At 70.9% G+C, this 19,650-nt stretch carries 23 protein-coding genes; 11 read left to right on the top strand and 12 right to left on the bottom strand.

Annotated elements, in window-relative coordinates; genetic code table 11:
- Positions 1 to 23: 23 nt before the first annotated feature.
- Entirely contained in the window at positions 24 to 1,331 is a 1,308-nt protein-coding gene (locus ACWEOE_RS31225) for an MFS transporter (protein WP_452015460.1), read from the bottom strand.
- Positions 1,332 to 1,578: 247 nt separating this feature from the next.
- Between ACWEOE_RS31225 and ACWEOE_RS31220 the strand changes: the two genes are divergently transcribed.
- The 4 genes from ACWEOE_RS31220 to ACWEOE_RS31205 are packed head-to-tail and all read left to right on the top strand — an operon-like array spanning position 1,579 to position 4,628.
- Positions 1,579 to 2,076 (top strand): Rieske (2Fe-2S) protein, encoded by a 498-nt coding sequence (locus ACWEOE_RS31220; protein ID WP_452015459.1) that lies wholly within the window; start codon positions 1,579 to 1,581, stop codon positions 2,074 to 2,076.
- Positions 2,073 to 3,182, top strand: coding sequence for an amidohydrolase family protein (locus ACWEOE_RS31215; protein WP_452015457.1), 1,110 nt, complete (start codon positions 2,073 to 2,075; stop codon positions 3,180 to 3,182). The genes ACWEOE_RS31220 and ACWEOE_RS31215 overlap by 4 nt, the downstream gene beginning before the upstream one ends.
- Positions 3,179 to 4,249 (top strand): amidohydrolase family protein, encoded by a 1,071-nt coding sequence (locus tag ACWEOE_RS31210; protein WP_452015455.1) that lies wholly within the window; start codon positions 3,179 to 3,181, stop codon positions 4,247 to 4,249. Before ACWEOE_RS31215 ends, ACWEOE_RS31210 begins: the two co-directional genes overlap by 4 nt.
- A 43-nt stretch (positions 4,250 to 4,292) precedes the next feature.
- The gene (locus ACWEOE_RS31205) at positions 4,293 to 4,628 is read left to right on the top strand and encodes a hypothetical protein (protein ID WP_452015453.1); all 336 of its coding nucleotides are present in this window, start codon (positions 4,293 to 4,295) and stop codon (positions 4,626 to 4,628) included.
- Positions 4,629 to 4,635: 7 nt separating this feature from the next.
- On the opposite strand, the gene ACWEOE_RS31200 is transcribed toward ACWEOE_RS31205, so the two are convergent.
- The gene (locus tag ACWEOE_RS31200) at positions 4,636 to 5,955 is read right to left on the bottom strand and encodes a DUF4474 domain-containing protein (protein ID WP_452015451.1); all 1,320 of its coding nucleotides are present in this window, start codon (positions 5,953 to 5,955) and stop codon (positions 4,636 to 4,638) included.
- On the bottom strand, positions 5,952 to 6,260 hold the full coding sequence (locus ACWEOE_RS31195; protein WP_452015449.1) for a hypothetical protein: 309 nt from the start codon (positions 6,258 to 6,260) through the stop codon (positions 5,952 to 5,954). The genes ACWEOE_RS31200 and ACWEOE_RS31195 overlap by 4 nt, the downstream gene beginning before the upstream one ends.
- A gap of 302 nt (positions 6,261 to 6,562) precedes the next feature.
- On the opposite strand from ACWEOE_RS31195, the gene ACWEOE_RS31190 reads away from it, so the two are divergent.
- Positions 6,563 to 7,801: a protein kinase domain-containing protein gene (locus ACWEOE_RS31190; protein ID WP_452015447.1), complete on the top strand. Its 1,239-nt coding sequence runs from the start codon at positions 6,563 to 6,565 to the stop codon at positions 7,799 to 7,801.
- Positions 7,802 to 7,844: 43 nt separating this feature from the next.
- Here ACWEOE_RS31190 and ACWEOE_RS31185 read toward each other — a convergent pair whose 3' ends face one another.
- The 5 genes from ACWEOE_RS31185 to ACWEOE_RS31165 form a co-directional block, all read right to left on the bottom strand.
- Positions 7,845 to 9,227 (bottom strand): CoA-binding protein, encoded by a 1,383-nt coding sequence (locus tag ACWEOE_RS31185; RefSeq protein ID WP_452015445.1) that lies wholly within the window; start codon positions 9,225 to 9,227, stop codon positions 7,845 to 7,847.
- Positions 9,224 to 10,405, bottom strand: coding sequence for an acyl-CoA dehydrogenase family protein (locus tag ACWEOE_RS31180; protein WP_452015443.1), 1,182 nt, complete (start codon positions 10,403 to 10,405; stop codon positions 9,224 to 9,226). The genes ACWEOE_RS31185 and ACWEOE_RS31180 overlap by 4 nt, the downstream gene beginning before the upstream one ends.
- 16 nt (positions 10,406 to 10,421) lie before the next feature.
- Entirely contained in the window at positions 10,422 to 11,201 is a 780-nt protein-coding gene (locus tag ACWEOE_RS31175) for an enoyl-CoA hydratase/isomerase family protein (protein WP_452015441.1), read from the bottom strand.
- Between the two features lie 10 nt (positions 11,202 to 11,211).
- Positions 11,212 to 12,501 (bottom strand): MFS transporter, encoded by a 1,290-nt coding sequence (locus ACWEOE_RS31170; RefSeq protein WP_452015439.1) that lies wholly within the window; start codon positions 12,499 to 12,501, stop codon positions 11,212 to 11,214.
- A gap of 88 nt (positions 12,502 to 12,589) precedes the next feature.
- The gene (locus ACWEOE_RS31165) at positions 12,590 to 13,243 is read right to left on the bottom strand and encodes a GntR family transcriptional regulator (protein WP_452015437.1); all 654 of its coding nucleotides are present in this window, start codon (positions 13,241 to 13,243) and stop codon (positions 12,590 to 12,592) included.
- Positions 13,244 to 13,350: 107 nt separating this feature from the next.
- Between ACWEOE_RS31165 and ACWEOE_RS31160 the strand changes: the two genes are divergently transcribed.
- Complete coding sequence (locus tag ACWEOE_RS31160) at positions 13,351 to 13,602, top strand: hypothetical protein (protein ID WP_452015435.1); 252 nt, start codon at positions 13,351 to 13,353, stop codon at positions 13,600 to 13,602.
- On the opposite strand, the gene ACWEOE_RS31155 is transcribed toward ACWEOE_RS31160, so the two are convergent.
- Positions 13,581 to 14,456 (bottom strand): DNA-3-methyladenine glycosylase family protein, encoded by an 876-nt coding sequence (locus ACWEOE_RS31155; protein WP_452015433.1) that lies wholly within the window; start codon positions 14,454 to 14,456, stop codon positions 13,581 to 13,583. The genes ACWEOE_RS31160 and ACWEOE_RS31155 overlap by 22 nt on opposite strands.
- A 43-nt stretch (positions 14,457 to 14,499) precedes the next feature.
- The gene (locus ACWEOE_RS31150; RefSeq protein WP_452015431.1) at positions 14,500 to 15,633 is read right to left on the bottom strand and encodes an MFS transporter; all 1,134 of its coding nucleotides are present in this window, start codon (positions 15,631 to 15,633) and stop codon (positions 14,500 to 14,502) included.
- 180 nt (positions 15,634 to 15,813) lie between these two features.
- Here ACWEOE_RS31150 and ACWEOE_RS31145 point away from each other — a divergent pair, with 180 nt between their 5' ends.
- Together ACWEOE_RS31145 and ACWEOE_RS31140 are read left to right on the top strand one after the other, a co-directional pair.
- A complete protein-coding gene (locus ACWEOE_RS31145; protein ID WP_452015429.1) occupies positions 15,814 to 16,248 on the top strand; it encodes an SRPBCC family protein in 435 nt (144 codons plus the stop codon).
- Complete coding sequence (locus tag ACWEOE_RS31140; protein WP_452015427.1) at positions 16,245 to 16,682, top strand: MarR family winged helix-turn-helix transcriptional regulator; 438 nt, start codon at positions 16,245 to 16,247, stop codon at positions 16,680 to 16,682. Before ACWEOE_RS31145 ends, ACWEOE_RS31140 begins: the two co-directional genes overlap by 4 nt.
- Before the next feature lie 110 nt (positions 16,683 to 16,792).
- Here the strand turns inward: ACWEOE_RS31140 and ACWEOE_RS31135 are convergent, their stop codons facing one another.
- Together ACWEOE_RS31135 and ACWEOE_RS31130 are read right to left on the bottom strand one after the other, a co-directional pair.
- Positions 16,793 to 17,092, bottom strand: coding sequence for an EthD family reductase (locus ACWEOE_RS31135; protein WP_452015425.1), 300 nt, complete (start codon positions 17,090 to 17,092; stop codon positions 16,793 to 16,795).
- A 242-nt stretch (positions 17,093 to 17,334) separates the two neighbouring features.
- The gene (locus ACWEOE_RS31130; RefSeq protein ID WP_452015423.1) at positions 17,335 to 17,748 is read right to left on the bottom strand and encodes an RDD family protein; all 414 of its coding nucleotides are present in this window, start codon (positions 17,746 to 17,748) and stop codon (positions 17,335 to 17,337) included.
- Between the two features lie 182 nt (positions 17,749 to 17,930).
- Here ACWEOE_RS31130 and ACWEOE_RS31125 point away from each other — a divergent pair, with 182 nt between their 5' ends.
- The 3 genes from ACWEOE_RS31125 (at position 17,931) to ACWEOE_RS31115 (ending at position 19,584) form a co-directional block, all read left to right on the top strand.
- Positions 17,931 to 18,416, top strand: a complete 486-nt coding sequence (locus ACWEOE_RS31125) for a hypothetical protein (RefSeq protein WP_452015421.1) — start codon at positions 17,931 to 17,933, stop codon at positions 18,414 to 18,416.
- A gap of 449 nt (positions 18,417 to 18,865) precedes the next feature.
- The gene (locus ACWEOE_RS31120) at positions 18,866 to 19,270 is read left to right on the top strand and encodes a saccharopine dehydrogenase NADP-binding domain-containing protein (RefSeq protein ID WP_452015419.1); all 405 of its coding nucleotides are present in this window, start codon (positions 18,866 to 18,868) and stop codon (positions 19,268 to 19,270) included.
- Entirely contained in the window at positions 19,267 to 19,584 is a 318-nt protein-coding gene (locus ACWEOE_RS31115; RefSeq protein ID WP_452015417.1) for a hypothetical protein, read from the top strand. Before ACWEOE_RS31120 ends, ACWEOE_RS31115 begins: the two co-directional genes overlap by 4 nt.
- Positions 19,585 to 19,650 lie beyond the last annotated feature (66 nt).

Raw genomic sequence — 19,650 nt, 5'->3', positions numbered from 1 at the left:
ATTATGCGGCGCCGCAGCGAAAATCACGCAGGAGGTGACGCGGCGGGCGCCGCCACCGGTTCGCCCGCCCCCGAGCGCCGGGGTCGCAAGCCGGCCACCGAGACCAGGCTCACCAGCGACAACGCGGTGACGTAGAGGCCCACGAGGATCGACGAACCGCTCGCCCCGAACAGCGCGGTCGCGACGATCGGGGTGACCGCGCCCCCGACCATCCCGCCGAGCTGGTAGGCGATCGAGATCCCGCTGTAGCGCACCCGCACGTCGAACAGGTCGGTGAACAGTCCGCCCTGTGCCCCGGCCATGATGCCCTGCACGAGCGCCGCGATGGCGAACGAGACGAACGCCGGCACCGCGTTCCCGGTGTCCACCAGGAGGAACATCGGCACCGGCCACACCACGGCCGTCACCGCGCCGATCGCGTACACCCGCCGCGAGCCGAACCGGTCACTCGCCAGTGCCGCGAGCACGATCGTCGCGATCCAGACCGCCGTCGAGGCCAGGATCAGGGAAAGCAGGGTGGTCCGGTTGTAGCCGACCACGGTGGTGCCGTAGGTCAGCATGTAGACCATCACCGTGTAGCCGACCGCGGGCGGGGCGATCGACGCGAGGCTCGCCAGCGCCAGCGTCCTCGGGTGCCGGCGGACCAGTTCGAGGAACGGCGCCCGCTCGGGCTTGGCCTTCGTGAACTCGGCGGAGTCGGTGAGCCGGCTGCGCACCAGGAGCCCGCCCACGACCAGGACCACGCTGAACAGGAACGGGAGCCGCCAGCCCCAGGCGAGGAAGTCCTCGTCGGGCAGACCGGCCACGGCCAGGAACGCGAGGTTGGACGTGAGCACCCCGACCGGCACGCCGAACTGCGCGAAGCTGCCGTAGACCGCGCGGCGGCGCGCGGACGCGTGTTCGGTGGCGATGAGCACCGCCCCGCCCCACTCCCCGCCGACGCCGAAGCCCTGCAGCACCCGCAGGAGCACGAGCAGCAGCGGCGCGCCGACCCCGATCGCGGCGTACGTCGGCAGTACACCGATCAGCGTGGTCGTGCCGCCGGTGAGCAGCAGGGTGAGGACCAGCATCGACCGGCGGCCGATCCGGTCGCCGAAGTGGCCGATCACCGCGCCGCCGAGCGGGCGGGCCACGAAGCCCACCGCGAACGTCGCGAACGCGGCGAGCGTGCCCGCGGCGGAGTCGAACTTCGGGTAGAACACCGAGCCGAACGCGAGCGCCGCGGCCGTCCCGAAGATGTAGTAGTCGTACCATTCGATCGACGTACCGACCAGGCTCGCGGCGAAGAGGGTCTTCTTCGACGGACGCGTCGGCGTTGACGGTTCGGCCATGGATCCGTACTCCTCGCGAGCGGTTCGGCACGGGCGGCGCACCCGAGGAAACCAGACAAATCCGTCCCAGGCACGGCCGCGGTGACCCGTTCCGCCTACGTCGTTTGTCGCGGTGCCGCTCACCGGAACCGTCCACTGAGGACACCCGCCGGTGATCCGCCGAACGAGTGCGTATTCACGGCGTTGATGTCGGCCATCCCGACTTTCTGTTTCCGCCGTGGAAACGGCCTGCTTACAGTCGGAAACCGTGAAGATTGTCGTTTCGCGGCTCGACGAGTTCCCGCCCGGCGAACGCCGGATCGTGCAGGCCGGGCGCCGGTCGATCGGGGTGTTCCGGGTCGGCGACCGCTTCTACGCGATCAACAACCACTGCCCGCACATGGGCGGCCCGCTGTGCCTCGGCCGCACGAAACCGTGGGTCAGCTCCACCGGCCCCGGCGACTACGCGATGGCCGAGGAGGAAGCCCTCGTCGCCTGTCCCTGGCACGGCTGGGAGTACGACCTCGAGACCGGCCAGTCGTTCCTCGGCCCCGGCGAACCGCCGGCGCGCACCTACGCGGTGTCCGTGGAAGCCGAAGTTGCGGCGGGCGCCGTGGCCGCGGACCGGGTCGCGCCGCTGCCCGCCGGTCCGAAAGGCGGCCGGCGCCCCGGCCCGTACGTGACCGAGACCTACGCCGTCCACGTCGAGGACGCCTACGTGGTGGTCGAAACCAGCCCGCGCAGCCCCGTCGGAGGTACGTCATGACCAGCACCCTGCCCACCGGTGCGCCGACCGCGACCGGCCGCGCCGGCCACCCGATCGTCGACACCGACATCCACCCGAGCGCCCCGGCCGCCGAGCTGAAGGCGCGGCTGAGCGGTGACCACCTCGCGCGCTGGGAGATGTTCGGCAGCCGGGTGCCGAACCCGCCCGAGTTCTACCCACGGGTGCGCAACGCCGGCTTCCGGCTCGACGCGTGGCCCGAGGCCGGCGGCATCCCCGGCAGCGACCTGGGAATGGTGCAAACGCAGCTGCTCGACGAGTTCGGCGTCGACCACGGCGTGCTGATCCCGTTGCAGGGACACACCTTCGGCGCCGAGGAACCGCGGTACTCCGCCGCACTGTGCCGCGCGCTCAACGACTGGCTGGCCGACGAATGGCTCACGCCCGAACCGCGGCTGCGCAGCTCGATCGCGATCCCGACGGAGGCGCCCGACCTCGCGGCCGAGGAGATCGCCCGCCGCGCCGACGACCCGCGGTTCGTGCAGGTGCTGCTGCCCACCGGTGGGGAGACGGGGTTCGGTTCGCGCCGCTACTGGCCGATCTACCGCGCGGCCGTGGAAGCGGGCCGTCCGATCGCCGCGCACACCGGCGGGATCGAGCAGCACCGCGGTGCCGGGTGGCCGTCGTTCTACCTCGAAGAGCACGTGTGGAACGGCAACATGATGGCCGCGCTCGTCACGAACCTGTTGTGCGAAGGCGTTTTCGAGGAGTTCCCTGCGCTGAAGGTGATCTGCGTGGAGGGCGGGATCGTCTGGCTCGGGCCGCTGATGTGGGCACTCGACGAGGCGTGGCCGCGGCTGCGCGCCGACGTGCCGCACCTGCGCAAGCCGCCCTCGGAGTACCTGCGCGAGCACCTGTGGTTCACCACGCAGCCCATCGAGGAGCCGGAAGACCCGCGCCACCTCGCCACCGCACTGGAGCACCTCGGGATGGACGACAAGATCATGTTCGCCTCCGACTACCCGCACTGGGACTTCGACTCGCCCCGCCTGGCGCCGCGGCTGTTCCCGGCCGCCGCGCGCGAGGGGATCATGGGCGCCAACGCTTGCCGCCTGTACGGCCTGCCGGTTGCGGGGGAAGCGCGATGACCGCCGTCCTCGGGCTCGGGTCGATCGACACGGACGTGCACTGCGCACCGTCGTCGCTGGCCGAGCTGGAACCGTTCCTCGACGAGTACTGGCGCGAGTACCTCGTGGACGGTGGGCAGACGCTTTCGCCATCGCAGGGCGGGGCCTACCCGCCGCTCGCGCCCACCAGCGCCACTCCCGCCGCCCGCGCGGCCGGCCTCCTGCCCGCGAGCGACGTCGGCCGGCTGCGCTCGGCCGTCCTCGACGCGGACGCGCTGCGGTTCGCGGTGCTCAACTGCACGACGTCGTTCCACTGCAACCGCAACCCGTACTACGAGGCCGCCCTCACCCGCGCGGTCAACGACTGGCTCGTCGAACACTGGCTCAGCCGCGACGACCGGCTGCGCGCGAGCATGGTCGTGCCCACCCTCGACACCGCGGCCGCCGTCGCCGAGATCGACCGGATCGGCGGTCACCCGCAGATCGTGCAGGTGCTGCTGCCGGTGCGCACCGACGTGCCGTGGGGCAACATCCGCCACCGCGCCCTGCTGCGCGCCGCCGCCGACCGCGGCCTGGTGGTGGGCCTGCACGCCTGGGGCCGCCTCGGCCAGGCCCCGACCTCGAGCGGCCTCACCCACACCTACCTCGAGGACTACCTCGCGAACTCGCAGCTGCTCGTGCAGGCCCAGATCACCAGCCTCATCACCCAGGGCGCTTTCGCCGAGCTGCCCGCCCTGCGCGTCTCCTTGCTCGAGTGCGGCTTCTGCTGGCTGCCCGCCCTGCTGTGGCGCTTCGACAAGGACTGGAAGGGCGTCTGGCGCGAAGTTCCCTGGCTGACCGGCAAACCGTCCGAGGTCGCCCGCCACCACCTCCGCCTGACCACGGCACCGGCGCACCTGCCGCAGGACCCGGTGCAGGTGCGCCACGCCCTGGACCTCTTCGACGCGGGCTCGATGCTGATGTACGCCAGCGACCACCCCCACGACCACGGCCCGGGTGGCGAGCGGCTGCTGGCGGCGTTGACGGAAGGGGAACGGTCGCGGGTTCTGGCGGGCAACGCCGCCGAGTGGTACTCGCTCGACGTGTGACAATTGCTTCCGATTTGTCACCGTTTGCCGCTACTGTGTGCTCATGACTGAGCCGAGACGCGCCGGCGGCACGCCCGACGAGCTGGCCCGCGCCCTGCGCGACCGGGCCCGCGCCGCCGCGACCGCCGCGTTGCGCGCAGGGCTGGAAGAGATCGACGAGCGCCACGGCCGGGGCGTCGCCGATCAGGTGGCCGCGCTGATCGACGTGGCCGAGGTGTTCGCGGGGCTCACCGAACGCGCAGCCCCCGCGCCGCCGTCCGCGCGCCAGGCGCCGACGCCCGTGCGAGAGGCGCCGGTGCGTTCGGTGACCCGCGAACGCCGGCCGAGCCGCGACGACGACGAAGAGCCGTGGGAGTTCCAGCCGCTGACCACGCTGTGACGGCGGGTCAGGCCTGCCAGTCGTAGCTGAGCGTCGGCGGGTGGTCGGACCCCATCGTGACGGTGAGCTTCTGGTTCGGGTGTGCGGCGGCGTAGCGGGTCATCTCGTTGTAGATCCGGTCGCGCATGTCGGTGTCCCGCACCTCGATCGTGGCGCGCTGGCACAGGCTCTCCGGCGAGTGGCCCGGCTCGGAGCGGATCGCCAGGTTCCAGAAGTGCTTCTTGTCGCTGCCGTCGGCGCCTTGGCCGTCGTTGGTGAAGTAGACCTCGTTGGTGTTCTTGTCGTAGATCGTCTGGGTGACCTTGATCTGGTCGTCACCCTGGGCGGCGCCGAAGTAGCCCGCGGAGCCCTGGGCGTTGGGGTCGCGGGTGTAGAAGCCGACCTCGCCGCCGAACGCGCTGCCGAACCCGTAGCTGCCCTTCCACAGCTCCAAGCGGTACTGCTTCCCGGTCTTGGGGTCGGTGAACTGCATGTTGTCACCGTCGTCGCTGGTGCGGTCGAGGTGCGCGCCGATGACCGGTTCCAGCTTGTCGTAGAGATCGGTCCAGCCGAGGTAGCTCTGCACGGAGTGTTCGCCGGTGGTGTAGAAGTCGCCGTCCTTGACGTACTTGAAGCCGAAGTAGTCGTAGACCTTCTGCGCTATCTCGGGGTTGCGCATGATCGCGTCCAGATTCCCCGTGAGCAGGGCCCACTGGAGCTTCGGGTCCTTCTTGACGATCTCGGCGATGCCGGGGATCTCCCGCGCGAGGATCTCGGCGATCTCGAGCCGGCTGCGCTTTTCCGACCCCGCGAGCTCCCAGATCTGGCCCGTGCGGTTGCGCAGCTTTCCGCCTTCGGCGTGCAGGACGTCGTTGTACGTGCCGACTGTGCGCGACACGTCCTCGAGCAGGAGGACGGCCTGGGCCTTGATGACCTTGTCCTGCGCCCAGGCGAACACGATGTTGCCCTTGCCGTTGGAGAGGTTGTGCCACACGTTGTCGAGCTTCTTCTCCAGCGCCTCGGCGTCCTCGCGTTTGCTCCGCGCGTCGGACTGCGCCTTGGCCAGCGCGTCGCGCACCGTTTCGAACGACTTGGCCGACTGTTCGAGGTCCTCGGCCTGGTCGTCGCGGTTCTTCTTGAACGCATCCAGCGACGACAGCGCCGCCTCACCCGCCCCGCCGTGCCACGCCTCGCCCAGCTGGGTGCGCACGTTCTCCAGCAACGCCTCGGCGTCCTTCACCGCCGCCTTGGCGACCCGGCAGGCCCGCACCCGGTCGTCCAGCTCGATGGTGCTGCCCGACTCCACTTTCCCGGCGAGCTCCCGGATCGTGTCGAACACCGACGTCATCGGTCGATCCGTTCGAACCCGCTGTCCAGGGACTTCAGGAACACGTCGCTCGCGTCGGCGTCGCTGCCGCGGTAGCTCTTCACCGCGTTGCCGATGGTCTCGACGAGGTTGAGCACCTGCTGGTGCGCCGCGTCGAGATCCTCCTGCCGCGTCAGCAACCACACCTCGTAGTCACTCTTGAAGTCCCCGGCTTTGCTCGTGCCCCCCACGTTCGGCGCGGGCAACCCGGAGATCTCCGGCGGCTTCCCTTCGCCCAGCTTCGCCGCGGCGTTGCTGATGTTCTCCACCTCGACCTCGAACCCCACAGCGCTTCCTTCCGCCCAGCCCCGCCCCCACCGGCGGCCGCCATCGATTCGGCCGAGTGACATGCCGTGCCGGTAATGTAACACTCGTCCGGTCCTGGGACGTACGGTTTCGGTGGTTGGTTCCCGTGCGGTCGCACTCCCCTCAGCGGTGGTCATCCGGGCGCCGGCGGGTGATCGGCACACCGAGGGCGTCGAGCACCGTGGATGAACCGTTCCTCCCGCACCCGCCCGAAAACCCACCGTTTGGGCTCCCATCCGCCGGGGGTACTCGCCGCCGGAAGCCGAGGAACGGGGTAGGCGACGTGAATGCACTGCGAGGCGACCAGCCGACGCGGCCGCGGTTCGTGCTGGACGCCGAAGACCGGGCGGGCCACGGGCCGGTCTTCGGTGGTCGGTACGAAGTGGGCGGCCTGCTCGGCGTCGGCGCGACCGCCCGCGTGTACCGAGGTCGCGATCGGCGGCTCGACCGGACCGTGGCGATCAAGGTCTTCAACCGCGACGCGGTGTTGGTCGAGCAGCGGCGGCGCCTGCGCGAAGCCGGGATCCACGGCAGCGTCGACCATCCCGGGATCGTCGGGCTGCTCGACAGCGGCGCCGAAGACGGTCGCAGTTACCTGGTGATGGAGTTCGTGGCCGGGCAGAACCTCTCACAACGCCTGCTCACCGGGCCCATGCCGGCCGGCGAGGTGGCCGCGATGGCCGCCCGGCTGGCCGATGCGCTCGCCCACCTCCACGCGTCCGGCGTGACCCACCGCGACCTCAAGCCCGCCAACATCCTGCTCGGCGAGCACGGGCCGCTCATCGCCGACTTCGGCATCGCCCACGCGCTCGACGTCACCCGCGTCACCGAGACCGGCACGGTCGTCGGCACCGCGGCCTACATGGCGCCCGAGCAGGTGGTGGGTGACCCCGTCGGACCGCCCGCCGACGTCTACTCCCTCGGCCTGATCCTGCTCGAATGCCTCACCGGCCGGCTGGAGTACCCCGGCACCATGGTCGAAGCCGCGGTCGCACGGCTGACCCGCCCGCCCCGCATCCCCGCCGAAGTGCCCGCCGCGCTCGCGGACCTGATCCGACGCATGACCGCCCACGAACCGGCGGCCCGCCCAAGCGCCGCGGCAGTCCACACGGAACTCACGCAGCGGGCCGCAGTGGTTGCTCCCCCCACGGCCGAACCACTTCCTGCCGTAGCCGCCGCCCGACCGGATCAGGCCGTCGTCGCCGCGAAACCACGCCACCGCAAGGCAAAGCGCGCGGCAGCGGTCGTGGCCCTCGCTCTCGGCGCCGCCGCCATCACCCTGTCGTTCCCGTTCACCACACCGCAAGCCGCCCCACCGGCCGCCGGTTCCCAGCCGCCGCCCACGCCCGTGAGCGTGCCGCACACCGCCGCGGCCACCCTGCGAGCGGTCGAGCAGCCTGCCACGCAGGCCGCCCGCCAACCACCGGTTCCGGCACAGCACCAGCCCGAGCACGGGCCGGATCACGAGCCGCAGAAGGACAAGCACCCCGGCAAGGGCAACGGCAAACCCGAACACCGGTGACGCGCCCGGCCACCGATGCAGGTGGCCGGGCACGCACCGACAGTCAGCCGGCCACCACCCCACCCGCCAACGCCGCCACCGCCGCGGCAGTCCGGCGTCCACTCGTGAAACACGCGATCCCCAGCTCCTGCGCCAGCTCCAGGCTCCGGGCACAAGGCCGCGTGTAGCTGTAGACCACCAACGGCACCTCGGAAGCCAGCGCGGTCAGCTCCACCGCCTCCCGCTCCAGCTGTTTGGCGTCCGCGAGCGTCGCGACCAGCACCAGCACATCGACCTCCCCGCTGTCGGCGACCAGCCGCAGCACCGGCGCCACCCCTCCGCGGCTGAGCACCTGCGCCGTGGTGTCCACGGGGTTCGCCGCGCTGCCGTACGCCGGGATCAAGGCTCGCAGGCGCTCCTGCACGGCCGGGCCGAGCACCGGCACGTCCAGGCCCGCCGACACGAGATCGTCCGCGAGCCACGTGCCCGCGCCACCCGAGGTGGTCACGACGCCGACGCGGCGACCCGCCGGAGTGCGGGTGCGCGAGAACACCATGGCCAGGTCCACGAGCGCTTCCTGGTCGACCGCCGTCACGATGCCGCCTTCCCGCACGGCGCGGGCGAACTCCGCCGCGTCGCCCGGGTCGTGGGCGGTGTGGGCGAGGGCGGCGCGCCGGCCGGCGGCGGTGGCGCCGACCTTGGCCAGGATCACGTGCTTGCCGCGAGCGCGGGCGGCGAGGCCGATCTTCGCCAGGCGTTCCGGGGCGGCCAGGCCTTCGACGAACAGCAGCAGCACCCGTGTCGCCGGGTCGCCGACGAGGTGGGCAGCCACGTCGGCGAGGTCGAGGTCCACCTCGTTGCCCGTGCTCACGACGTGGCTGAACCCGAGCCCCCGGCCGAGTCCGTCGTTGAACAACGCGAACCCGAGGCCGCCGCTCTGCGCGACCACCGCGACGTCACCGCTGATGAGCCGCGAGAGGCCCCGGTCGTAGTTGATCGTCGGGCTGAAGCCGAGCGGGATCGTGTCGACGATGTTCATCGTGCCCTCGGCGTTCGGCCCCAGCACGCGCATCTCCGGGAACGCGTCGCACAGCGCCCGCAGTTCACGCTGGCGGGCGCCGCCGTCGGACTGCTCGGCAAAGCCCGAGCTGATGACCACCACGAACCGCACGCCGGCGCGCCCGCACGCGGCGACGACCCCGTTGACGCGTTCGGCGTTCACCACCACCAGCGCGACGTCGACCGGACCCGGCACCGCCTCGATGCCGGGGTAGCAGCGCAGGCCGTCGATGGCGTCGTAGCGCGGGTTCACCGGGTACACGGCGCCGGCGTAGCGGTGCTGGGCCAGGATCCGTTGCGGCAGCCCGGAAATGATGTCCGGTGTCGCCGACGCGCCGATGATCGCGATCGACGCCGGGCGCAGCAGCGAGCCCAGGTCCGCGGTCACGACGTGCGTCCCAGCGCGGCGCCGCCGAGGATGTCGCGCGCGATGAGGAACCGGTGGATCTCGCTCGGCCCCTCCACGACCCGCGCCACCCGCAGGCCGCGGAACCAGTGCTCCAGCGGCAGGTCCTTCGTCATGCCCATGCCGCCGAGGATCTGCATCATCGCGTCCACCACGGCGAAGCCGGTCTCGGTGCCGTACAGCTTCGCCACCGACGCCTTCGTCCGCGCGTCGCGGCCCTGGTCGGCGTCCCAGGCCGCGTCCCACGTCAGGTGCCGGGCCGCGGTGATGCGCACCCGCGCGTCGGCGATGGCGAACTGCACCGCCTGCCGGGTCGCCAGCAGCGCGCCGAACGTCTCGCGCGACTTGGCCCACTCGGTCGCGATCCGCACCGCTTCCTCGGCGACCCCGATCGCCTGCGCCGCGTAGCGCAGCCGGCCGCGCACCAGCCATTGTTGCGCCAGCCCGAACCCCTGTCCCTCCTCACCGACGAGGTTCTCCACCGGCACCACCACGTCGTCGAAGACCACCTCCGTGGTCCAGTGATCGCGCAGCACGGGAACGCCGGTGACGGTCATCCCGGGAACCTCGCCGTCGACGATGAACGCGCTGATCCCGTTGCGGCCGGCGGCGCGGTCGGTGCGGGCGTAGACGATGCCGTAGCGCGCGGAGTCCGCGCCGGTGGTCCAGAGCTTGTGCCCGTTGATGCGGTAGGTGTCGCCGTCGCGGGTCGCGGTCGTGCGGATCGCGCGGGCCGGGTCCGAGCCGCCGGTCGGTTCGCTGATCGCGGTGAAGGCCGACCACGCGTTCTCGATCGTCGGCACCACGTACTTCTCGATCTGGTGCGGGCTTCCCTTGTACAGCACCACCGGCGGCTCGATCCCGAACACACCCCCGCCCGGCGACGGGAAGCTGTAGCGGTGCTTGGCCATCTGCTCGGCCAGCACCGTGCCCTCGAACGTGCTCAGCCCGCCGCCGCCGAACTCCTTCGGCGCCTCCAGGCACCAGAACCCGGCGTCGCGCGCCTTCTTCTGCAACGGTGCCAGCAGCTCGGCCGGGATCGAGCGCTCGTCGCCGGGCACGGACGACTCGGCGGGCACGATCTCGTCCCGCACGAACTCCGCGATCGTGTCCGACAGCATCTTCAGGTCTTCCGGCAGGTCGAAACCCTGGAACGACAAGGGTGCTCCTTTCTGGTCAGCGGCCGACGTAGGCGCCGGGCCGTTTCTCCTTGAACGCGGCGAGCGCCTCAACCGAGTCCTGCGTGGACGTCACCACCGCCATGTGCGACGAGATCAGGTCGAGCGCGGTGCGCAGGTCGCTGCGCGCGGACTGGTAAACGGCCCGCTTGATGGTGCGCACCGCGATCGGCGGGGCGTCGGCGAGCTTGCGGGCGAGCGTGTGCACCGCCGCGGGCAGCTCGTCGTCGTCCACGACGTGGTTGGCGATGCCGAGACGCGCGGCCTCCTCGGCGTCGATGAAGTCGCCGGTCAGCAGCAGTTCCAGCGCCTTGGCTTGCCCCACGAGCCTCGGCAGGTAGTAACAACCGCCGTCGCCGGGAACCAGCCCGACCCGGATGTAGCCCTCCGACAGCCGCGCGGACCGGGCGATGATCCTCAGGTCACACATCAGCGCCATGTCCATGCCCGCTCCGACGGCCACGCCGTTGATCCCCGCGATCACCGGTTTGTCGAGGTCCTCCAGCGCGAACGGGATGCGGTGGATGCGTTCGGACAGCTGGGTCTTGCGTTGCAGCGGAGTGCGCTCACCTGACATCGACGACAAGTCGACACCGGAGCAGAACGCGTCACCCGCGCCGGTCAGCACGATCACGCGGACGTCCGGGTCGGTGCGCGCGTCGACGAGGATCCGCGCCCACTCGTCGATCATCTCGTGGGTGAAGGCGTTCTTGCGGTGCGGGCGGTTCAGCAGGATCGTGCCGATGCCGTCGGATTTCGTGTACTCCAGGTCCGCCATGCGGGCTCCTCTAGTCGGTCAGCAGCTTCGAGGGGGTCAGCTCGTCGAGGTCCCGGCGTGGCGCGAAACTCTTGCCGCACGCCATGACCCCGGCGCCGATCAGCACCAGCGCGGCGGAGATCAGCGGGATCGCGGCCGGGACCGCCGAGTCGATGAGCGCGCCGCCGATGATCGGCATGAACGACAGCGTCAGGAACGAGCAGCCCAGCGAGAACGAGGTGCCGGTGCCGCGCAGCTCGGTCGGGTAGGACTCGGTGGTGTAGCGGGTGTAGCAGCCGAACGTGCCGTTGCCGAAGAACCCGAACGCCACCAGGCTCACCGTCGCCGTGGTGAACGACAGACCGGGGATCGCGAGCAACGCCAGCGCCGCCGCGGCCAGCACCGAGTAGCCGGTCATCAGCCACTTCGACGGCACGTGGTCCGCGAGCCAGCCCACCAGGACCTGGCTGCCGAGCGCGACCCAGTTGCTCAGGCCGAACAGGAAGGCCGCGGAGCCGAGCGAGAGGTGGTCGACGTGCACGAGGTACGTGGTGACCACGCCGATGATCAACCCGATCCCGCCGTTGATGCAGAACCCGAACAGGCTGGTGACGATCGTCTGCCGCCGCTGCTCGGGCGTGAACAGCTTGCGCCACCCCGGTTTGTGCTCCACGGCGTGGCGCGCGGTCGCTGCCTTGACCTGCTTGAAGCGGGCGGAGTCGCGCAGGAACCAGCCGGCCACGAGCACGAGCAGCAGCGGCGCGAAGGCGAGGTAGAACAGCGGCCGCCAGCCGTGGGCGGGCAGCAGCACCGCGGCGATCGTGCCCGCCACGCCGGCGCCGAGCGGGTAGCCGGCCTGCACGAGCCCCATCAGCACACCGCGGCGGTGGCGGGGCGCTTCTTCGGCGACGAGGGTGTTGATCACCGGTTCGGTGAGGCCGTAGGAGGTCGAGACCAGCAGCCGCACCACGATGAACTGCCACGCGTTGGCCACCAGCGCGGTCAGCCCGCCGAAAACTCCGGTGCCGACCAGGGAAAGCTGGAAGTTGGCGCGGCGCCCGATCCGGTCGATCAGTCGTCCGGCCAGCACCGGCGCGGCGAAGGTGACGAACGAGAACACGCCGACCAGGTATTCTATTGTGGACAGTGACAGGTGCAGCGCCGGCGCCAGTGCGGGCACGGCGACGCCGAGCATCACGTTGTCCATCGACACCAGGGCCCAGGCGAGGAACGACAGCACGACCACGAAGGTCACGTAACCGTTGCTGCTGCGGGCTTCCGGCGGGGCAAGTTGTGCGGACCGAGGGTGGGCAGAGGTCATGACGGTGCCTCCTTGCACACGTCGCGGCGCGCCGAGGGCAGGGTGGGACGCACCGGCGTGCACACCGGTGTCGCGGGTCCCCGGGGCGCTACCGGTGGGGGTGGGAGAGCACCGAGACGACGTTCTGCTCGCCGGTGCCCCGATGGTCGTCCATGGACTGGATCAACCGGTCGACATCGCCGCGCCGCAGCGCGCCGATGAGCTTCTCGTGATCGTCCACGATGCGCACCCTGGCGGCGCGCTCGGTGCTGTAGACCAGCCGGTAGGGCGTGGTCTTGTCCCACAGCCGCGCCGTCTCGGCGACGACGTGGTCCAGGCCGGACAACCGGAAGATCCGGAAGTGGAACTCCCGGTTGAGGTGCCTGAGCTCGCGGGAGGGGTTGTCGATCAGCTCGGCCATGCGGCCGTTGAGCTCGCTGAGCGCCGCGAGTTCGGCCTCGGGCACCGAGGTGATCCGGCGCAGCAGCTCGGTTTCCAGCAGCCGCCGCATCAGGTAGATCTGGCTCAGCTCGTCGGCGGACAGCCGCGCCACCACGAACCCACCGCTGGGCGAGGGCTCGACGAGACCTTCGGCTTCGAGGTTCTTCAACGCCTCCCGCACCGGGACGCGGCTGATCCCCAGCTGCTCCGCGATCGCCGCCTGCCGGATCGGCTGACCCGGCAGCAGCACGCCGTCGTGGACCAGTTCCCGCAGCGCGAGCACGGCCCGTTCGGCCAGGGACATCGTTCGTGTCTCTGGCATCTCGGCCTCCTCGTCCGCGGTGAATACAATCATGAATACGCTGCTGTATTCGACCGCGTCAAGGCCTTGAGGGCGATGTGCTTCTTGGGCTGGATGCCCGTTTTGCGGTGAACTCCGCCGCGTCGCGCCGGTTTGACGACGGCCACCGACAACGCGGCGGGCAGCACGAATCACCAGCCGCTTGGGCCCCCACCGTGCTGACGGCAGCACTCGTCGCGGCCTTCGCGGACAACACCGCGCCGGTGGACGTCATCCGGGTGGCGGGCGCCGAGGCCGACCTGGTGCTGCGACTTCCGCAAACCACCCGTGCCGCCGAAGTCCGCCCGCGGCAGGCGCTTCAGCTCCCGACCCGCAGGTAGTGCCCCCAATACCCCCGCCACACCCCATACCGATCCGCGAGCCGCCGAAAATCGTCCTCGTTCACCGCGGTGCCGTAAACACGCGCCGCAGCCTTCAGCGCTTCCCGGTCCGGATCCATGTGTTCCATGCGGCCGAGTCCGCGGATCAGCATGAACGTCGCCGACCACGGGCCGATGCCCGGCAGGGCCAGCAGGGCCTCGCGGACTTCGTCGTAGGGGCCGTGGCGCAGGAACGGCTCGTCGAGTTCCGCCCACTGCGGCAGGGCGCGGTGCAGGTACCCCGCCTTGCGGCTGTTGCCGATCAGCTCCTGCCACCGGGACTCGTCGAACGCGAGCAGCTGGGTGAGATCGGGGAAAGCGTGGTGGGTGGTGCCGTCGATGTCGATCGTGTTGGCGCACGCGTCGACGATCGCGCGTTTCATGCCGCGCGCCACGGGCATGGGCACGCGCTGGCACAGGATCGACCAGCACAGCATTTCCAGCGGCGACGGGAACTTCACCTGGTGGTACCCGTGCAGCTTCTTCACCACCGCGGCGAACGGCGGGTCGCCGGCGGCCACCGAGTAGAACTCACCGAGGTCGTCGTCCAGGCCGAGGAAGAACGTCAGCCGGTCGCGGAGCGCCTCGCGGGCTTCGGACGACAGGGGTTCCGCGGAGTACAGCCGCGCGGTCAATCCTCCGGGTGCCGCCGACAGGTGGACGCCCACGACCGTGCCGGCCTCGCGCAGTGCCTTCACCAGCACGCCGCCGGTGCTGCCCTGTTCCCCGGTCATCGCGGGGAACCGCGTGATGAAGCGCAGGCTCGCCTCGAAGTCGAACGGCGCGGCGGCCGGCAGTTCGAGCACTTCACCCATCGGAACCTCCTCGATCACACCGCGGCCCGGCGCCCGGTCACGGTCAACAACGCGGCGGCGGCAGCCGCGACGAGAGCTGCCGCGGCGAGCACGGCGAAGGCGGTGCGGCCACCCCGGCGGCCGGGGCGCCGAGCACGGCCACGACGAGCGCCGTGCCCACCGCGCCGCCGAACCGCAGCAGGATGTTGATCTGGGTGACCGCGTCGGGGATCGCGGCCGGTTCGATCGCGGTGTAGCCCGCCGTCGACGAGGGCACCACCGAGAACGCGTTGCCGATTCCCAGCAGTACCAGCAAGATCTCGAGCACCCACAGATCCGCTCCGCCGGGCAGCACCACCACCGGCACGAGCGCGGCCACGCTCAGCACCGCCCCGCCGAACGCGACGGCCCCGCCGCCCCAGCGGTCGGTGAGCCGGCCCGCGACCGGCAGCGCCGCGGACCCCAGTGCGAACCCGATCATCGCCACCCCGGCCTCGGTGAGGCTGTAGCCGCGCACGAACTGGAAGTACAGCGCCCACACCACGAGCACACCGAACTGCAGCAACCCGGCGCAGAAGCTCGACAACGCCGCCGCGGCGAACACCGGGTTGCCGAACAGCCGCACGCGCAGCAGGCTTTCCGGCCGCCGCGCGCAGCGCACCGCGAACCACACCAGCAGCGCGGCACCGGCCACACCCAGCACGACGAGCCAGCCGACGGAAGGTCCGGCCGCGGCACCCGACTGGCTGATCACGTACGTGAGCACCGGCAGGCCCAGCCCGATCAGCACGAACCCCGGAACGTCGAACGGCGAACGCTGTCCCCCCGCCTGCTTCGGCAGCACCCGCGAACCGAACCAGAGCCCCACCAGGCCCACCGGCACGTTGATCACGAACAGCCACGGCCACGACGCGTGCGCGATGAGGAAACCACCGAGGCTCGGCCCGATCGCGGGCCCGAGCACCAGCGCCATGCCCACCGTGCTCATCACCCGGCCCATCAGGCCCTTGCCGGCGACCTGGGCGATCGCGCCGATGCCGGTGACGACGACGGCGCTCACGACCGCGCCCCGATCGACTGCAGCACCGCGGCGGACGCGGCGGACCACGGCCAGGCCCCCGCCGAGGCGGCGCGCGAGCTGGACCTCGGCGAGTTCGCCGGTCTGCTCGACGCCGAACGCGTCGTCGGCAACCTGCACCGCGCGTACGCCGAACTCGGTGGCGCGGAGCCGGGCGCGCCGCTCGACGTGGCGAGCGTGTTCGGGGAAATGGTGGCCTACAACGGCGGCCGGCTCCCCGACTGCTACGCGTGACCCCGGCCTTGGCAATCAGTCTGCGCGCAGATAGTCTACGCACAGACTAACTGGAAGGGACTTCCCATGTGGACCACTGACCACTCCGCCGACACCACTGCCGCTCCCGAGGCGGTGTGGGCGGCGCTGCGCGCTCTGCACAGCGGCGAACGGCTCAGCGAGCGCAGCGACAAGTTCGAGCTGCACGGCCCGTTCGCGAAGGGCACCGAGGTCTCGGTCACGCCGCAGGGCCAGGACACGTTCCGCTCGCGCATCACCGAACTCGTCGAAAACGAGGTGTACGAAGACGAAACCAGCTTCGGCGACGTGCTCCTGCGCTTCCGCCACACGCTGGTGCGTCGCGCCGACGGCGGCACCACCGTGACCCACCGCCTCGAGATCGACGGCCCCGGCGCCGCGGCGATGGCGCCCGAACTGGGCCCGCAGATCAGCGAAGACTTCCCCGTGGCCATGGCCGACCTGCTCGCCTTCGCGGAACGCACCGGCGCCGCCGCGCGATGACCCGCTTTTCCGGCCCGGGTGAAAGCCCGGGCTTCCTGCTCTGGCACGTCACCCTCGCGTGGCAACGGCGGATCCGGCTCACCCTCGAGCCGCTCGACCTGACCCACGTGCAGTTCGTGCTGCTGGCGTGCTGCTGGTGGCTCGAAAGCCACGGCACCACACCGCGCCAGCAGACGCTGGCCGCCCAGGCGGGCACCGACATCAAGATGACCTCTCAGGTCATCGCCCGCCTGGAGGCCAAAGGCCTGCTCACCCGCACCGTCGACACCGCTGACACGCGCGCCAAACTCGTCCGGCTCACCCCGGAAGGCCTCGACCTGGTCGGCAAAGCGGTGCGGGCCGTGGAAAAGGTGGACGCCGCCATGTTCGGCACCGACCCCGACGGTTTGCTGGGGGAACTGCGCTCGGTGCTGGAGAAGAACCCCCCGTCGTGACGGCCGGGTGACTCCCGGCCGTCACGACTCGGCTCGCCGGGCGCCCGGTGCGCACGCGGTGGAGCTCGCAGCGCAATGCCGTCCGCGGCGACCGGGGTGTGCGGTTCGGCTCAGGCCAACGGGTAATGGATCATCTCCACGCCGCCGGTCGCGTAGTTCGCCACGTCGCCCGCCACGGCCTGCCCCTCCGGGGACTCCAGCGCGGCGGTCATCGCCTGGGCCGACTCGAAGTCACCGTGGAACACCGCGAAGTACGGGTTCTCCTCACCGAGCGCCGACACCTGCATCGAGTAGTCCGACCGGATCAGCCCCGGCAGCTTCGCGGCCAACGGCAGGTGCGTGCTGACGTAGTACTCCCGGAAGTGCTCCGGGTCGACCGGCGGACGGTAGAGCACAGTGAGACGGTGCATCGGAATCCCTTCTCGACACTTCACAGTGGACGGTGCGGCCGCACCACCCGGCCGCTGCCGCGACCGCGCGAAAAGCAGCCCGCACGATCATCTTCACCGCGGCACCCCCACCGCAACCACCTCCGAACCAGCGGTGGGCAACCGATGCCGAACGGCGCGCCGTCGCCGACGAGCGGAGAGGTCCTCGGCGCACCCGACCTCGGGAACGTATCTGTCCACAGTGGATCTCCGGCCTCGGTGTGCTAACCGAGCACGCCAGTCGCCGCGACGAGCCCCTGGAAGACCCACAGCGTGAGCAGCGCCCCGAAGCGCGGCCTCGCCCCCGTGGCCACCGCGCTGCGCAATCCGAACAGCGCCCGGCCGATCGTCGCGCGCCACCACCACTGCAGCACGACCCGGTGGACGAACGACACCCCGACGTACGACCCGATCAGCACCACCAGGTCCGGCAGGTCGATTCCGGCCACGGCCAGGAGCACGATCGCGACCGTCAGGTGCAGCACGAGATCGACCGCGATCGCGCAGATCCGCTGCCACGCGGGCGGATCCGGCAGCGGCCTTTTCGCGCCGGCCCCGCGGAGGTCACGACGCCGGACCGCGTAGGGCAGCGCATCCCACCAGTCCTCGTCCAACAGGCGTGGCGTTGTGGTCGTCATGCCCATCCCACGCGCGAACCCGGCATCCGGTTGCCTCGGCCGATGGAACTGCCGCCTTCCGACGATTTTCGTGCCCCGGTTCGCGATCACCGAAGAGCCGGCACACGAGAAGCGAACCCGTCTGCGATCAGAACTCGTGCGACGCGGCCAACTCCTGCCGCGGTGGTCCTGACCGACCCACCTTGACACTCAAGTCACGAAGCGAGCGCCGGTCGCTCGCCGGCACCTGCACGGTGACCACCGCGTCCGGCTCGGCCGAGCTCGGCCGCGGCGACCTGCTGCTGGTCACGGACGGCGAGGCGCACCACGTGACGACGGCGCCCAGCCCGCGACACGGGGCGTTCGAGCTGGACCCGTGCCGCGGCACTTTCCGGTTCGACTCGGTCGGCGCTCTGCTGTTGCGGCTGCTGCCGTTGTCGCTGCACCTCACGCTTGACGCGGCCGGGCCTTCGGGGCGCTCGCGAGCGCGGCGGTCCTGGCCGAGCTCACCGAGGACCGGCTGCTCGAAGCGGCCGACGCGAGGGGACCGATCGAGCACGCCGACCACGCGTTCGTCGACCGAGCCCTGGCGAACAGCCCGCTCGAACCCGTGCTGGACGGCGAACTCCTGCCCGCCCGGCCTTCGGACGCGGTCCGCGCGGGCGCCGGCGCCGGCATCGACCTGCTGATCGAGACGAACGCAGAGGAGGCGAACCTGTACACCGCCCCGTCCGGCGACGCGGGATCGGAGCAGGCCCTGCTGTCGGCTGTCCGCCGACGGGTCGCGGAGCCGCAAGCACCGCGCAACCGGAGGCGAGCTCACCGCGCGGTTGATCACCGATGCGTTCGTCCGCTGTGGACGGTCGGCTCGGTGCCTGCCACCGCGTGGAGCCCCCGTTCGTCTTCGCTCGGCTCGACCTGCCGGCACTGCGTGGCGCGAAGGGCCTTCTCGGGCCGGACCCGCTGCCGGCGGAGCCGGCGAGGCGCACCCACGCGACCTGGGTCGCCTTCGTCCACCGAGGCGAGCCGGGCTGGTCGCCGTCCCAGGTCGAAGTCCTGGGCACCGAGCCGCACCTTGAACCACTTAAGTTATGAGTGGTAACTTACTACTAGTAACTTACGGAAAGGTGAGGTGGACATGACTCGGGTGCTGATCGTCGGCGGCTACGGACTGGTCGGAGGCTGGGTGGCCCGGCACCTCCGGGCGGCGGGCCACGACCTGGAGATCGTTCTCGGCGGGCGGTCCCCCGACGCCGGCCGTCCGCTGGCCGGTGAAGTGGGAGCCGAGGTCGTGCGGTTCGACATCGCCGACGCCGAGGCGTCGATGGCCGCGGCCGGCGCCGTCGACCTGGTGATCTCGATGGTGCAGGATCCGCACGACGACCTGCTTCTCGCGGCGTTGCGCGCCGGCGCCGCGCACATCGGGATCGTGCGCAAGGTGGACAACGTCGGCCCCACCGCGCTCGCCGCGGCTTCGATGGCGCGCAAACCCGCGCTGCTGCTGGGGCACTGCAAGCCGGCGCCACCACGTACGCGGCGTTGACCGCCGCACGGGAGTTCGCCCGGGTCGACACCATCGAGCTGTCCGCCCTCTTCGACCCGGCCGACGCCACGGGCACGATGACCGCCGACGACAGCGGCGCGTTCTTCACCCCGAGCCTGGTCCGCCGCGACGGCCAGTGGGACTGGTTGGTCCAGGCCGACAACATCCGCTCGGTGTCCCGCACCGGCCTGCCCGATTTCGACGCGCAACCCATGGGCGTCCTCGACGTCGCCGGCCTGGCCGCGACGACCGGCGCCTCGAACGTGCGATTCGACCTGGGCCAGGCCCCCCGTTACCTTTTTCGTAGTTCCTGATCAAGGAGCTGTGGTCACCAGACCCGGCATGACTAACGCCCCCAGTCGAACCCATGATCCGGGGGG

Source organism: Amycolatopsis sp. NPDC004368 (genome assembly GCF_053602515.1).
This window is presented reverse-complemented; position numbering and strand designations above follow the sequence as displayed.